The following is a 14,154-nucleotide window of genomic DNA, read 5'->3' on the forward strand; positions in this document are numbered from 1 at the left end:
CGGACTGGTGAAGACGGCTATCTCCACCGCACTCCGGAGGTCTTCCCTACGTCAACCCACCAACCCCAACGTCACCAACGTCCTGGCCGAGTACAGCTAGAAGGTGATGCTGGTGAAGGCTTGGGTCTGTTCTATGAGGGCGCGTTCCACCGGTAGTCGTTCCAGGGACGACGCGCCGTAGAAGCCGTGGATGCCGGTGGTTTTGCGGAGCACGTACTCGGCGTTGGCGGGCTCCGCGACCGGGCCGCCGTGGACGAGCATGATCACGTCGTCGCGGACACCGCGTACGGCCTCGGACCATTCGTTGCTCAGGTGGACGCAGTCGTCGAGGCTACGCGCGGTCGCGGCGCCGATCTGCCCGCCGGTGGTCAGGCCCATGTGGCACACGATCACGTCGGCGCCGGCCTCGGCCATCGCGACCGCGTCCTCGGCGGAGAAGACGTACGGCGTGGTCAGCAGCTCGTTCTCGGCCGCCAGCCGGATCAGCTCGACCTCGCGCTGATAGCCCATGCCGGTCTCCTCGAGGTTCTGCCGGAAGTTGCCGTCGATCAGGCCGACGGTCGGGAAGTTCTGCACCCCGGAGTACCCGGCCGCGGTCAGCTTCGCGAGGAAGGCGGCGGGCTGGTAGAACGGGTCGGTGGCGTTGACGCCGGCCAGCACCGGCGTCCGCTCGACGACGGTGACGATCTCGGCCGCCATCTCGAGGACGATCTCGTTGGCGTTGCCGTAGGCAAGCAGTCCGGCCAGGGAGCCGCGCCCCGCCATCCGGAACCGCCCGGAGTTGTAGACGATGATCAGATCGATCCCCCCGGCCTCCTCGCACTTGGCGGACAGCCCGGTGCCGGCTCCCCCGCCGACGATCGGCTCGTGCCGCTCCACCTTGCCGCGCAGCCGCTGCAAGATTTCCTGGCGCTCGATTCGGCCCATACTCGGTCTCCCTCGTGATCTCGTGCTCGCTGAGTTGCTCACCGGCACTCACAGCCGGGCAGTGGATATCGCGCTGTGCAACCGCTGCACCATGGCGTCGGCGAACTCCACGGCGTTGATGTCAGAGCTCAGTTCGACCAGCTCGACAGAGCTGTCCCGCAGTCCGGCGCGGACAGCGTCGAACAGTTCCTGGTCGGCCTCCGCGTCGTAGAACGCCCCGTCCTTGACCGCGATCGCCGAGATGCCGTTCAAAGGGATGAAGACGGTGGCCGGTCCGACCGACTCCCGGACCCTCGCCGCCAGTTGTGTGCCCAGCTCGCGGCACTCCGCGGGCGTCGTACGCATCAAGGTCGTGGTCGCGTTGTGCTGGTAGAACAGGCGATCCGCGAAGCGCTCAGGCACAGTGTCGACCGGCCCGAAGTTGACCATGTCGAGGGCACCGAGGGAGATGACCGCGGGAATCCCGGTCCGCGCCGACGCGCAGAGCCGATCGGGTCCGGCGTCGAAGATCCCGCCGACGAGGTGATCGGCCAGCTCCGTCGTCGTGACGTCGAGGACGCCCGCGAGCATGCCGTTCGACACCAGCGATTCGAGCGTGCGTCCGCCGGCGCCCGTCATGTGGAACACCAGGACCTCGTACCCCAGCGCCTCCAACTGCTCCCGCGCCCGGGTGACGCACGGGGTCGTGACGCCGAACATCGACGCGGCCACCAGCGGCTTCTCGTCGCTCGACGAGACGACCGGCGCCGCGGTCGCCATGCCGGCCATCGCCGCGGCGGCGTTGCCGAGGACCCGGGTGGAGATCCGGTTCAGCCCGGCCACGTCGACCACGCTCGGGACCAGGATCAGATCCGTCTCACCGACGTACGGCGAGTTGTCGCCGGCGGCTGCCGTGGACACGATCAGCTTGGGCACCCCCAGCGGCAACGGCCGGAACGCCGCCGCTGCCAGCGAGGTACCGCCGGTGCCGCCGAGCGCCATCGCGCCGTGGAGCTTGCCCGCGGCGTACAACTCCTCGACGACCTTGGCCGCCCCGCGCGACATGGCCTGGACGGCGGCGCCGCGATCACCCGCGGCGACCAATCCGTCGAGGTCCTCGCCGGCTCGCGCGGCGACCTCGCGGCGAGAGATCTGCGGTGGGAAGCCCGGCTCCCCTAGCACTCCGCAGTCGATCATGATCACCTCGACTCCGAGGTCGCGGAGTCGTTCGGCGACGAACCGATACTCGGAGCTCTTGGTGTCGAGCGTGCCTACGAGTGCGACGGTGGCCATGGTCTCCTCCCGAAGTTCTGTCCCATGATGGAGGACCGGAATGAAGGCAACGAGAGCCAATTCTCCCCGAATGGTCACCCCGCTGAACGTCCATCAGATGGTCCGCCTGATGGGACAGTGGGGGCTGGGCGAGGGCGCCCTGCACACCCAGCTGGCCGGCCACCTCCGCATGCTGGTCGTCTCCGGGAAGCTGGCGGCCGGGGTCCGGCTGCCCTCCGAGCGCTCGCTCGCCGAAGCCCTGGACGTCAGTCGCAACACCGTCGGCGCGGCGTTCGACGAGCTGCGCGGCGACGGGATCCTGACCAGCCGGCGCGGTGACGGCACCTATGTCAGCTCCGCCCGGCAGTTCCTCGGCGTGCGCGGCGACGACCGGTTCGAGTCGTTCCTGGCGAACGCGGCGAGCATCGGACCGCGGATCGATCTGCGCAGCGCCGCGCTGCCGGGGCTCCGCCTGGTCGTGGACGCGGCGTCGGTCGTCGGTCCGGAGCTCGCGCCGCTGGTCGACTCGCACGGGTACGTTCCCGAGGGTCTGCCCGCGCTGCGCACCGAGGTCGCCGGGTACTACAGCTCGATCGGCCTGCCCACAGCGTCGGACCAGATCCTGATCACCTCGGGCGCCCAGCAGGCGATGCGGATGGCCGCCGTGTCGATGCTCGAGCCGGGATCGGTCGCACTCGTGGAGGAGCCGTCGTTCCGCGGTGCGATCGAGGTACTTCGTGCCGCGGGCGCCCGCCTGGAGCCGATCCGGCGCGGACCGTACGGCATCGAGACGTCGGAGTTGATCGCGGCGGTACGGCGTACGAAGCCGAAGCTCCTCGTCATGCAGTCGACGGTGCACAACCCGACCGGATCGGTGATGAACTCCGGCCGGCGACGGCAACTCGCCATCACCGCGACGAATCTCGGCCTGACCGTCCTGGACGACACGACCTTGGCGGACGCGATGATCGACGACCCGCCGGCGACCCCGATGGCAGCCTGGGGACCGGGCGTGATCACCGTCGGCTCCGTCAGCAAGTCGTTCTGGGGCGGCCTGCGGGTGGGATGGTTGCGAGCCGATCCCGCCACCGTCGCGGCACTGGCGTCGATCAAGGCGGGCGAGGATCTCGGTACGTCGCTCCTCGCGCAGGTGACCACCGCGCGCCTGCTGCCGCGCATCGACGAGGCCAGGGCCGAGCGCAGCCGGGTGCTGGGTGCGGCCCGCGACCTCGTGCTCGGCTCGCTCGCGGAGCTCCTGCCGGAGTGGGAGCCGGTGGTCCCGGTCGGTGGAGCGTCCCTGTGGGTCCGCCTTCCGGTCCCGATCGCCACCACGCTCGTCCAGCGCGCGGAGCGCCTCGGCGTACAACTGCTTCCCGGTCCGACCTTCAGCTGTGTGGACGACTTCGACGACCATCTGCGGATCGGGTTCGCGGCGAGCCACGCCGAACTGCTGGCCGGCGTACGCGCGCTGGCCGAGGCCTGGCGGATCGTCGGCAACCGCGGCTGATCCTCGCCACGAGTGCCGAATTGGCTCTGTCGGAGTTCGCGTCCTGCTTCCAGGATGGCAGGACAACAGACAGCCAACGCCAGGAGGCACATCGTGGGCCGTGGAGGACTGACACCTGCCGACAAGGTCGTCGTCGAGCCCCAGCCGTGGGGCAAGCTGGAGTGGATGGTTTCGGGGGCCATCGGCAACTCCGACACGATGACGATCGGTCGGTGCACGATCGAGCCCGGCGAGCAGAATCCCCCGCACTACCACCCGAACTGCGACGAGGTGCTGCACGTCGTCAGTGGAACGATCGACCACCGCCTCGGCGACACCCAGCTGCCGATGTCGGCGGGCGACACCATCTCGATCCCGGCGGGGACGGTGCACAACGCCCGCAACGTCGGTACGGATGCCGCGGTCATGCTGATCGCCTTCTCGACACCCGACCGGAAGGTCATCGGCGAGTAGTCGCGCCGGGAGGCATCACCATGACATAAGAGGTTGCGGTTCGGCGTACCGCGTTGTCGCGGGCTGCCCGGACGGTGCGGAGCGGCGTCAGCGGGCAGAGCCGGCTCGAGCGCCGTTGGGGTCTGCTGCTGGCCATGCCCGCCATCATCGGGTTCGTCGTGTTCAGCCTGGCGCCGATGGCGGTGTCGGCGGTGCTCAGCCTGACCGACTGGACGATCGGCTCGGCGCCGTCGTTCGTCGGGGTCGACAACTACGTGCGGATGTTCAGCCGGGATCCGCTGTTCCTCAAGTCGCTGGGCGTCACCACGTACTACACGCTCGGAGCGGTACCGCTGACCCTCGTGGTCGCGTTCGCGATCGCGATGCTGCTGAACTCGAAGGTCCGCGGTCTCGGCGTCTATCGCACCATCTACTACTTGCCGACCCTCGTGCCGAGTGTCGCGAACGCCGTGCTGTGGCTGTGGATCTTCAACCCTGACTTCGGCCTGCTCAACTCGACCCTGCGCCAACTGGGGGCGCCCACCTCCAACTGGGTCTTCAGTGAGACCGCGGTGGTGCCGTCGCTGATCCTGATGAGCAGTTGGGGTTTCGGGAACATCATGGTGATCTTCCTGGCCGGGCTGCAGGGCGTTCCCCGGCATCTGTACGAAGCGGTGTCGATCGACGGCGGCGGCGCCTGGCGGCAGTTCCGGCACGTCACGCTGCCGATGATGACGCCGGTGCTGTTCTACAACCTCGTCACCAGCATCATCGGCACCTTCCAGGTCTTCAACCAGGCCTACATCATGACCCAGGGCGGCCCGAACAACGCGTCGACCTTCTACGTGTACTACCTCTACACGACCGCCTTCACCAAGAGCGAGATGGGCTACGCGAGCGCGCTGGCCTGGGCCTTGTTCGTGATCGTCATGGTCATCACGGTGGCGCTCTTCCGGTCCTCCAACCGCTGGGTCTACTACGAGATGGGAGCCGCGCGATGACCAAAGTCCGCAAGCGCCGGATCCTGCTCTACGCGGTGCTCGTCGTCGGAGTCGTCCCGACCCTTCTGCCGTTCGTCTGGCTGGTCCGCAGCGCGCTGATGGACAACAACCAGATGTTCATCGCACCGCCGCAATGGATCCCGGATCCCTTCAAGTGGTCGAACTTCAGCGGCGCACTGACCGCGCAGCCGTTCGCCCGCTACTTCCTCAACACGATGATCATCGAGGTCTTCACGGTCGTCGGGACGCTGCTCACCTGCTCGATCGCGGCGTTCAGCTTCTCCCGGCTGCGCTGGCGGGGACGCAACGTCGTCTTCGGCGTCCTGCTCAGCGGGCTGATGCTGCCGCAGGCGGTGCTGCTCGTGCCCACCTTCTTGATGTGGGACGCGGTCCAGGCGATCAACACCTACTATCCGCTGATCGTGCCGGCCTGGCTCGGCGGCGCCGGCGGCGGGATCTTCAACGTCTTCCTGCTCCGGCAGTTCTTCCTGACCATCCCGTACGAGCTCGACGAGGCGGCGTACATCGACGGGGCCTCGCCGTTGCGGGTGTTCTGGCAGGTCATCGTCCCGCTCTCGAGGCCGGCGCTGATGGTGGTCGGGATCTTCACCTTCATCCGGACCTGGAACGAGTTCCTCGACCCGCTGATCTACCTCAACGACAGCAGCAAGTTCACCCTCGCCCTCGGCCTCGCGTCGTTCCAGGGCACCTACAACGCGCAGTGGGGCTACCTGATGGCGGCCGCCACCGCGACCATCCTGCCGATCGTCGTCCTCTTCTTCTTCGCCCAGCGCTACCTGATCGAAGGCGTCACCCTGACCGGGGTCAAGGGCTGACCCACCCTCCCAATGACTGACTGTTTTGGAAGGCACATGACCGCACACAAGATCGCCCTCGTCGGGGCAGGCAACATCTCCCGATCCCACCTGACCAGCTACGCCAACCACCCGGACCGCGTCGAGGTCGTCGCGGCCGCCGATCCGCTCGCCGAACGACGCGAGTGGGTGCGCGACACCTACGGCGTCACGCGTACGTACGAATCCGTCGCCGAGATGATCGAGGCCGGCGGCTGGGACGTCGCCGTCGTCTGTACGCCGAGCCACGTGCGGACCTCCGCCGTACTCGAGCTCGCTGCCGCGGGCAAGCACATCTTCGTGGAGAAGCCGCTCTCGTTCGACTTCGCCGACGCCAAGTCGATCGTGGACGCTTGTGACGCGGCGGGTGTCCAGCTCGCCGTCAACCAGAACTTCCGGGACAGCTACGCCTTCGGCCTCGGCCGCGAGCTGATCGAACAGGGCGAGATCGGCGACGTACTCGCGATCTCCCAGCAGGAGATGATGTTCCGGCAGGACAAGGGCTGGCGGCTGACCCAGCAACACCACGCACTGTCGGTGATGGGAATCCACTGGTTCGACGGGTTCCGCCTGTTGCTGGGCAAGGAAGCGACCTGGCTGTCGGCGCGGACCTTCTCGTCCCCGGCCATCGAAGCGGCCGGCGAGACCGACGCCAGCATCCAGATCTTCTTCGGCGACACCCCGGTCACCTACGTCCAGAGCTTCTCCAGCCGGCTCGACCGCACCGAAACTGTGGTCTTCGGTACGTCGGGCACCCTCCAGCTCGGGTACGCCGAAGCCGTCCTGCACCACGACGGCGAGTCGAAGACGATCCCCAACCCGCTCGTAGGCAGCGGACGGTCGGAGGCAATGTTCCTCGGACTCGATCGCCTGCTGACCGCTGTGGAGACCGGGGTCGAAGCGCCGAACAGCGGCCGGGACAACCTGCGGACCATCGCGCTGCTCGACGGCGCCTACCGTTCGGCCGACTCCGGCGCCCCCATCGAGTTGAAGGACGGTCTGCCGTGGTGATGATCGCATTCTCCAAACCGACCCGCGGCGCCGACCAGCAGCGGCTGTTGTTCGACCGCTATCCCGAGTTCGGGTTCGCCGGCCTCCAGCTCAAGGGCAACCAGTACGGCGACTACCTCGACGAGCCGGTCGCCGGCGCCGAGCGGTTCCGGTCCGACTGGGGCACCGAGCCCGGACATGTCTCGTCGTTGATCACGATGAACCCGCTCGATGCCGAGGGCAAGCAGCGGCTGCGCGCGATCATCAGCTTCGCCAGTGCTGTCGGCTCACAGCGCGTCGTGCTGTGTCACGACGTACCCCGGGAGGGGTTGGAGGACAGCGACCTGATCCGGTTCGCCCGGGAGCTGTCCGACCTCGCCGAGGAGGCTGCCGGACAGAGCGTCGTACTGTCGCTGCACCACCACACCGGCGAGCCCGTCATGCACCGTCGCGACTTCGAGGTGTTCTTCGGAGCCGTGCGCGAGAACACTCTTCGGCTCACGGTCGACACCGGGCACCTGCTGAAGTCCGGGGTGACCGACATCTCCGCGCTGCTCACCGACTTCGCTCCGGTGATCGACAACATCCATCTCAAGGACTACGAGGGCGGCGAGTTCCGCCTGCTCGGACAGGGCTCGGTGGAGCTGACCAGCGTCCTGGACACCATTGCCAAGCTCGACCCGGGGACGACCCTGTGCGTCGACGAAGAGAGCCGCGCCGAGATCGTCGAAGGACTGCAGGTCTCGCGCGACTTCCTCGGTCAGCACCCGTTGCCGGGCTGACCCAACGCCGTACCAGCTTCTCATCGCGTCCGAAGGAGCCAGCGATGCCCACCGATCCACGTTCCCTGCCGCCCGGCCTGTCCCGCCGGGCCTTCCTCGGCGCCGGGGCCCTCACCGCCGCCGGCCTCGGGCTGTTCGGTTGCGGTGGGCAATCAACCACCAAGAGCGGCGGCGCGGCCAACCTGCAGTTCATGTACTGGGGCTCGGCCAGCGAGAAGGCCGCGATCGAGCAGATGACCAAGGCGTTCGAGAAGTCCCACTCCGGCACCAAGGTGCAACCGGTGCACGTGCCGGGCGACTACGAGACCAAGGTCAACACGCTCGTTGCCAGCGGCAATCTCCCGGACGTGGCCTACATGACCGCGCCGACGGCGTACCGGCTGGCCGAGCAGGGCAAGATCGCCAACATCTACCCCTACATCGAGAAGTTCGCCCAGCTGTCCGGCCGCAAACCGCAGAACTTCTTCTGGTACGGCGACAAGCAGGTGGCCGGGACGCCGGCAGCGAGCGAGATCAGCCTGCTCTGGTACAACAAGGACCTGTTCACCGACGCCTCGATGACCCCGCCGGCAGAGGCGGGCAACGCGTGGTCCTGGGACCGTCTGCTCGAGGTCGCGACCGCGCTGACGCTCGATCAGGACGGCAAGCGGCCGAGCGACACGGGCTTCAAGCCGGGCCAGATCCGTCAGTTCGGCCTCTCGGCTCCGTTGTCCACCCAGTGGACCTGGTATCCGCTGATCCGCAGCAACGGCGGCGACGTCACGGACGAGACGGGTACGAAGTACACACTCAACAGCCCCGAATGCGTGAAGGTGTTCCAGGACCTGCAGGATCTGATCTACAAGCACAGGGTGTCCCCCAGCCCGGCCCAGCTCGGCGGCGGCGACACCGCCAACGCCCCGACCACCACGGTCCAGCTGCAGACGAAGCGCGTCGCGATGGCGATCGATGGTCAGTGGACCCTGCTCGACATGGGCGAGAGCGATCTCAAGTACGGCATCGGCGTGCTGCCGTCGTACCAGGAGCCGATCACCCAGGAGGCCGGCAGCTGCCGGATCATGTCCGCCGGCACCAAACATCCCGAGCAGGCCATCGAGCTCTACGCGTACAGCGTCGACGGCAGCAACAGCGACCTGTTCAAGCGCGGCCTGTGGATGCCGGTCGAGACCAAGTACTACTCCGACGCCGCGGCCATCGACGCCTGGACGAAGAACGACGTACATCCACCTGAGTACCGCACGGCCGCCGTCGACTACCGCCTCAACAACTCGGTCCGGGACTTCACCCAGGTCCTCAAGAACGTGCCCGCCATCCAAGAGGTCCTGACCCCGGCCATCGAGCAGATCGCCACGGGCAAGGTCCCCGCGAAGACCGTCCTCGACGGCCTCCAGGCCAAGATCCAGCCACTGCTCAAAGGCCGCTACCCCATCCCGAACTCCATCTAGAGCGACGACAAGGAAGTGCTCCTGGCGTGTCAGTACGTGCATCGACCTGCAGGGATCCCTCAGCCGAGAGCCCGACTTGACAGTGTGTTCGCCGAGTCGTGGCGAATGGATCCGATCCCGAATGCCGAGTCGTGGATCAAGGCAGGTTGCCAGAACCTCTCTTCACGACTCGGCGATTGGTGTGGGATATGCCACCGGACATCGTCGGCAACGGGGTGCCGCGCAGCCTCAGCGAAGCGACGACACCCGTCGGGGCATGCGCTCCAGCACGGAGTCGGAGATCTCGACGCCCCAGCCCGGCGCATCGGACAGGAGCACCTCGCCGTCCTGTGCGACCGGGAACGGCTCGTAGACCCGCATGGAGGACGCGTCTTCGATGGTCCACTCGTGGAAGAGGTTGCACGCCGGCAACGCCGTGACCAGATGGGCGGTGAAGATCGCCGTCAGCGATCTACCTGACGAGTGCGGCACACAGGGGACCCCGGCAAGGTTGGCCAGCTCGGCCACCTGCCGGGCCCGCGTGATACCGCCGATGTAGCAGACATCGGGCTGGATGACGTCGATGCCGCTCTGGATGATCCGGCGCAGTGCGTCGACCGAGAACTCCTGCTCGCCCAGGCCGACGGGGATGTCGAGCGCCGCCGCGACGCTCGCCGCGTTCTCGTACTCCCAGAACGGCACCGGCTCCTCGAAGTGCAGGTAGTCGTGCTCCTCGAGCAGGCGTCCGATCCGGACCGCCTGCCCCGGGGAGTAGGCGCCGTTCGCGTCCGCGCTGATCTCGATCTCGTCGCCCAGCTCCTTGCGGAGCAGCGGCACCAGCCGCCAGGTGCGGCCGGTGCGCGACTCCGCGTCGCGACCGTTGCGCTCGCCGATCTTGATCTTCACCGCGCGGAATCCGTGCGCCGCGACGGCCGCGACCATCCGGTCGACTTCCTCCTCGGGCGTCGTGTCGCGGCGCATCGCCGAGCCGTAGACGGGCACCGACGGCCGGAACTTCCCGCCGAGCAGCTGGTAGACCGGCTGCGACTTCGCTTTGCCCACGAGGTCCCACAGCGCGGTGTCCACGCCGGCCAACGCCCGGAACAGGAAGCTGCCGAAGTACTTGTACTCCGAACGCGCGCACTTCTCGGCCAGGGTCATGAGGTCGAACGGGTCCCGGCCCAGATAGTTCCGCGCGACCAGAGTGTGCAGCACCTCCCCCGTGATCCTGGCCTCGGAGTGCGCCGTCTGTCCGTAGCCGACCAGCCCGTCGTCGGTGCGGACACGGACGATGCAGCCGTGACCGTCGAAGGTCTCGATCGAGGTGATCTTGGTCAAAGCGACTCCGCCCGGGCCGGCAGCTTGTAGAACGCCCGGGCATTCTCGGTGTAGATGCTCTCCCGCTGCGCCGCGGGCAGCCGCACCTGGAAGGCGTGCGCAGGATGGTCGAAGTCCCAGTGCGGGTAGTCCGTCGAGAACATCACCTTGTCGGTCCCGCCGAGGTGTTCGAACACCTTGTGCAGGTCCGCCGGCCGATGCGGCTCCTCGATCGGCTGCGTCGTCATCCAGAAGTGGTCGCGGACGTACTCCGACGGCCTACGGCGTACCTGCGGAATCTCGGCGCGGAACCGCTCCCAGTGCGTGTCCATCCGCCAGGCCAGCGACGGCAGCCAGGCGAACCCGCCTTCGATCAACGCGATCCGCAGGTTCGGCAGCCGGTCGAAGATGCCGCCGAAGATCAGGCTGGCCACATGCGCCTGGAACGCGGCGGACATCCCCGCGTGGTCCTCCAGGTAGTACGACGGCCAGCCCGCCGAGCTGATCGGTACGCCGCGCACGCCGCCGCCGTAGTGAATGCCGATCGGCAGGTCGTGCCGTGCGGCAGCTTCGTACATCTTCCAGTAGCGGCGATCCCCGAGCGGCGCGGAACTGCGCGCCACCAGCAGCACCTGTACGAAGCCGGGATGGCCGGCGAGCCGCTCGATCTCCGCAACGGCCTGCTCGCTGTGCTCGGCGGGCACGATCATGCCCGACCTCAGCCGCGGCTCCGGCTCCAGCCATTCCTTGATCTGCCAGTCGTTGGTTGCCGCCGACAACGCCGCGGAGTACTCCGGATCGAGCTGGCTGCCCGATCCGCTGAGCGGTCCGAGGATGCCGAACTCGACGTTCAGCCCGTCGAGGTGCTGCTTCTGCATGAACCCCAGGTCCGCGCCCGCGGGCAGACCGGACGGCGGGAACGCGTCGTACCGCGCGGGCGATCCCTTCGGATACACGTTCCCGTTGTGCTGGCGCGAGCCGAACGTTTTGTGATGCCTGAGCCAGTGGTTCGAGAGGTAGGGCTCCAGCGCGCCCGGAGCCATCACGTTGTGGATGTCGCAGTCGATGATCATCTGCTTCGCGGCGGTCCGGCGAGCAGGGCGAGTTTGCGTCTGTGTCATGAAAGGCTCCTGTACGTCGCGTGCGCGTTGCCGGACATGATCTTGGTCCGCAGCTCGTCGGAGATCCCCGCCGGCAGCGCGTCGACGGAGTCCGCGAAGTGCGCCTGCGGGTAGTCGGTGGAGAACATCAGCATGTCGTCGCACAGCAGCTGGTCGATCACCTCGAGGAGCTGCTCCGGGGTGTCCGGCCGGTCGAGCGGCGCGATCGTCATCCGCACGTGGTCGCGGATCACCTCGGACGGCGGCCGCTCGACCCACGGAACCTCGCGCCGCAGGCCCTTCCAGTCCTTGTCGAAGCGCCACAGCATCGGCGGAAGCCAGCTGAAGCCACCCTCGATCGTCGCGACCTTCAGGTCGGGGAACTCGACGAAGACACCTTCGGCAACGAAGCTCATCAGCTGTGTCTGGAACGCCAGCGGCACGTTGACGTAGTCCTCGACGAAGTACGTCGACCAGCCGACGGGCGTCGTCGGATTGCCACTCAGTCCGCCCGCCTGGACCCCGACGACCAGGCCGGCGTTCTGCGCGGCGGCGTACATCGGCCAGAACCCACGCCGGCCGAGCGGCTCACGGCTGCGCGACGGCACGGTCACCTGGACGAACTGCCTGTGCCCCGCCGCCCACTCGATCTCCTTGGCCGCGAACGCCGGATTCTGCAGCGGAAGTACGGCGGATCCGCGCAGCCGGTCGTCCTGCTCCAGGAACTCGTGCAACTGCCAGCGGTTCAGCGCGCGTGCCAGCGCGGCCGCGAGGTCGTCGTTGTGGATCGAGTCGATCGCGTACGTGCAGTTGAGGATCGCGTACCGCAGCTGCCACGGGTCGAGTAGCTGCTGCTGGATGAGCTCGAGACTCGACCCGGGCGGACCCTGCTCGGGCCGCACCCCGTCGAGGAACAGGTTCGGTGCGTTCGACGGGTACAGGTTGGACGGCAGTCCACCCATCCCCGACTCGGTGATGTAGTCACGCCACCGGGCCTCGAGGTACGGGAAGAGGTCGCGCAGGCCGGGGAGGTTGATGTGTACGTCGGTGTCGACCAGGTCGAGGCCGGCCCATTGCTCCGGCCGTGCGTAGTTCGCGAGTTGTTGTACAGCCACTTGTGATCTCACCTTTCACAGGTCGAGGACCAATCGGGACGACAGCGCGCGAGACACGCAGATCATCATCGTGTCGTTGGCCGCGCGTTCGTCGTCGTCGAGCACGGAGTCCCGATGGTCCGGAACGCCTTCCAGCACAGTCGTCCGGCACGTTCCGCACGTGCCTTCTTCGCAGTTGGACAGGACGTAGATGCCCGCTTCGTCCACGACTTCGAGGATGGACCTGTCCGGCGGTACGACGAGTACCTCGTCACTGTCGGCCAGCTCGATCTCGAAGGACGTGTTGGGAGCGACTTCCGTGAGGGGTCTCGGCGCGAACCGCTCCACCTGCAGCGACCGGTGCGGCCAGTGCGCGCTCTTCGCCTCGACGGCCGCGATCAGCGGCTCGGGGCCGCAGCAGTAGATCAGCGTCCCGGGCTGTGCTTCGCCGAGCAGCTTGTCCAGCTCGATCAGGCCGCGCAGGTCCTGCGGCCACTCGAGTACTCGGTCCGGGTCAACACGTCGCAGCTCGTCGCGGTAGGCCATCGACGCTTCACTGCGACCGCCGTACACCAGCCGCCAGTCGGCGCCGGCCGCCTGCGCGGCCGCGATCATCGGGATGATCGGTGTGATTCCGATGCCGCCGGCAATGAAGAGGTAGCGCGGCGAATCGTGCAGCGGGAAGTGGTTCCGCGGCCCGGTGACCTCCAGTACGTCGCCGGGCCGGACCCGCTCGCACAACGCGACCGAGCCACCCCGGCTCACGGGCTCCCGGAGTACGGCGATCCGGTACTGGGACCGGTCCGCCGGATCACTGCACAGCGAGTACTGCCGGACCAGCCCGGGACGCACCTCGACGTCGATGTGACTCCCCGGGGTCCACGCCGGCAACTCCGAGCCGTCTGAGCCGTCTGCGGGGACGAGGACGAGCTCCGTCACGCCGGCCGAGATCTCCCGGTGGGAGCTCACCCGCAGCGCCAGCGTCGTCTCGCGCGCGCCCCCGGGGGCGTCAGATATTGACAATGACATAGTCGCGGTCGACCTCGACCTCGTACGTCTCACCGGCGTACGGCCCCGGCTGGAACCCGGCCGCGGACAGCTCGGGGTTCTTGGCCAGCGACTCGCCGGACTCCACCCCGGTCTGGTACGCCTTCACCTTCGTCTTCGCGGGGTCGAACCAGGACTGCCCGGTGGCGATCTCGAACTCCCAGCCGTGCCAGGGACAGCGGATGATCTCGCCGCGCATGATGTAGTCGTAGTTGCCGGGCTTGTCCGAGCGGACCAGGCCCGACGTCACGCCCTCGCACATCGGGCCGCCGCCGTGCGGGCACTGGTTGCGGATCGCGTAGTAGTTGCCCTTGACGTTGAAGACGCCGATCGACCGGTTGGCGATCTCGACCACCTTCCGCCGGCCGGGGGGAATCTCGTCGACCGTCGCCACGACGTACTTGGTCACATTGTCTCCTTGTCCAGAA

Annotated in this window: 14 protein-coding genes; 7 read left to right on the forward strand and 7 right to left on the reverse strand. The window is 67.6% G+C overall.

Annotation, left to right across the window (positions count from 1 at the left end; translation table 11 throughout):
• Positions 1 to 96: 96 nt before the first annotated feature.
• Positions 97 to 927 (reverse strand): phosphoenolpyruvate hydrolase family protein, encoded by an 831-nt coding sequence (locus ACIA58_RS26670; RefSeq protein WP_396406523.1) that lies wholly within the window; start codon positions 925 to 927, stop codon positions 97 to 99.
• A 48-nt stretch (positions 928 to 975) separates the two neighbouring features.
• Entirely contained in the window at positions 976 to 2,199 is a 1,224-nt protein-coding gene (locus ACIA58_RS26675) for a Tm-1-like ATP-binding domain-containing protein (RefSeq protein WP_396406524.1), read from the reverse strand.
• Between the two features lie 70 nt (positions 2,200 to 2,269).
• On the opposite strand from ACIA58_RS26675, the gene ACIA58_RS26680 reads away from it, so the two are divergent.
• From ACIA58_RS26680 to ACIA58_RS26710, 7 genes are all read left to right on the forward strand, one after another.
• Complete coding sequence (locus ACIA58_RS26680) at positions 2,270 to 3,685, forward strand: PLP-dependent aminotransferase family protein (RefSeq protein ID WP_396406525.1); 1,416 nt, start codon at positions 2,270 to 2,272, stop codon at positions 3,683 to 3,685.
• A 93-nt stretch (positions 3,686 to 3,778) separates the two neighbouring features.
• Positions 3,779 to 4,138, forward strand: coding sequence for a cupin domain-containing protein (locus ACIA58_RS26685; RefSeq protein ID WP_396406526.1), 360 nt, complete (start codon positions 3,779 to 3,781; stop codon positions 4,136 to 4,138).
• 53 nt (positions 4,139 to 4,191) lie between these two features.
• The gene (locus ACIA58_RS26690; RefSeq protein ID WP_396406527.1) at positions 4,192 to 5,118 is read left to right on the forward strand and encodes a carbohydrate ABC transporter permease; all 927 of its coding nucleotides are present in this window, start codon (positions 4,192 to 4,194) and stop codon (positions 5,116 to 5,118) included.
• Positions 5,115 to 5,954, forward strand: coding sequence for a carbohydrate ABC transporter permease (locus ACIA58_RS26695; RefSeq protein ID WP_396406528.1), 840 nt, complete (start codon positions 5,115 to 5,117; stop codon positions 5,952 to 5,954). Before ACIA58_RS26690 ends, ACIA58_RS26695 begins: the two co-directional genes overlap by 4 nt.
• Before the next feature lie 36 nt (positions 5,955 to 5,990).
• Positions 5,991 to 6,983: a Gfo/Idh/MocA family protein gene (locus tag ACIA58_RS26700; RefSeq protein WP_396406529.1), complete on the forward strand. Its 993-nt coding sequence runs from the start codon at positions 5,991 to 5,993 to the stop codon at positions 6,981 to 6,983.
• A complete protein-coding gene (locus tag ACIA58_RS26705) occupies positions 6,983 to 7,744 on the forward strand; it encodes a sugar phosphate isomerase/epimerase family protein (RefSeq protein ID WP_396407819.1) in 762 nt (253 codons plus the stop codon). The genes ACIA58_RS26700 and ACIA58_RS26705 overlap by 1 nt, the downstream gene beginning before the upstream one ends.
• Positions 7,745 to 7,788: 44 nt before the next feature.
• On the forward strand, positions 7,789 to 9,189 hold the full coding sequence (locus ACIA58_RS26710) for an ABC transporter substrate-binding protein (RefSeq protein ID WP_396406530.1): 1,401 nt from the start codon (positions 7,789 to 7,791) through the stop codon (positions 9,187 to 9,189).
• Between the two features lie 228 nt (positions 9,190 to 9,417).
• Here ACIA58_RS26710 and ACIA58_RS26715 read toward each other — a convergent pair whose 3' ends face one another.
• From ACIA58_RS26715 to ACIA58_RS26735, 5 genes are read right to left on the reverse strand one after another with little or no spacing between them, the layout of a single operon-like run.
• A complete protein-coding gene (locus ACIA58_RS26715) occupies positions 9,418 to 10,506 on the reverse strand; it encodes a mandelate racemase/muconate lactonizing enzyme family protein (protein ID WP_396406531.1) in 1,089 nt (362 codons plus the stop codon).
• Positions 10,503 to 11,606, reverse strand: a complete 1,104-nt coding sequence (locus tag ACIA58_RS26720) for an amidohydrolase family protein (protein WP_396406532.1) — start codon at positions 11,604 to 11,606, stop codon at positions 10,503 to 10,505. Before ACIA58_RS26720 ends, ACIA58_RS26715 begins: the two co-directional genes overlap by 4 nt.
• Positions 11,603 to 12,700: an amidohydrolase family protein gene (locus tag ACIA58_RS26725; protein WP_396406533.1), complete on the reverse strand. Its 1,098-nt coding sequence runs from the start codon at positions 12,698 to 12,700 to the stop codon at positions 11,603 to 11,605. Before ACIA58_RS26725 ends, ACIA58_RS26720 begins: the two co-directional genes overlap by 4 nt.
• Positions 12,701 to 12,715: 15 nt before the next feature.
• Entirely contained in the window at positions 12,716 to 13,648 is a 933-nt protein-coding gene (locus ACIA58_RS26730; RefSeq protein ID WP_396406534.1) for a PDR/VanB family oxidoreductase, read from the reverse strand.
• Positions 13,649 to 13,688: 40 nt separating this feature from the next.
• Positions 13,689 to 14,135, reverse strand: coding sequence for a Rieske (2Fe-2S) protein (locus ACIA58_RS26735; RefSeq protein ID WP_396406535.1), 447 nt, complete (start codon positions 14,133 to 14,135; stop codon positions 13,689 to 13,691).
• Positions 14,136 to 14,154: the final 19 nt, after the last annotated feature.

Source organism: Kribbella sp. NPDC051586 (genome assembly GCF_044453965.1).
Taxonomy (GTDB): Bacteria; Actinomycetota; Actinomycetes; order Propionibacteriales; family Kribbellaceae; genus Kribbella.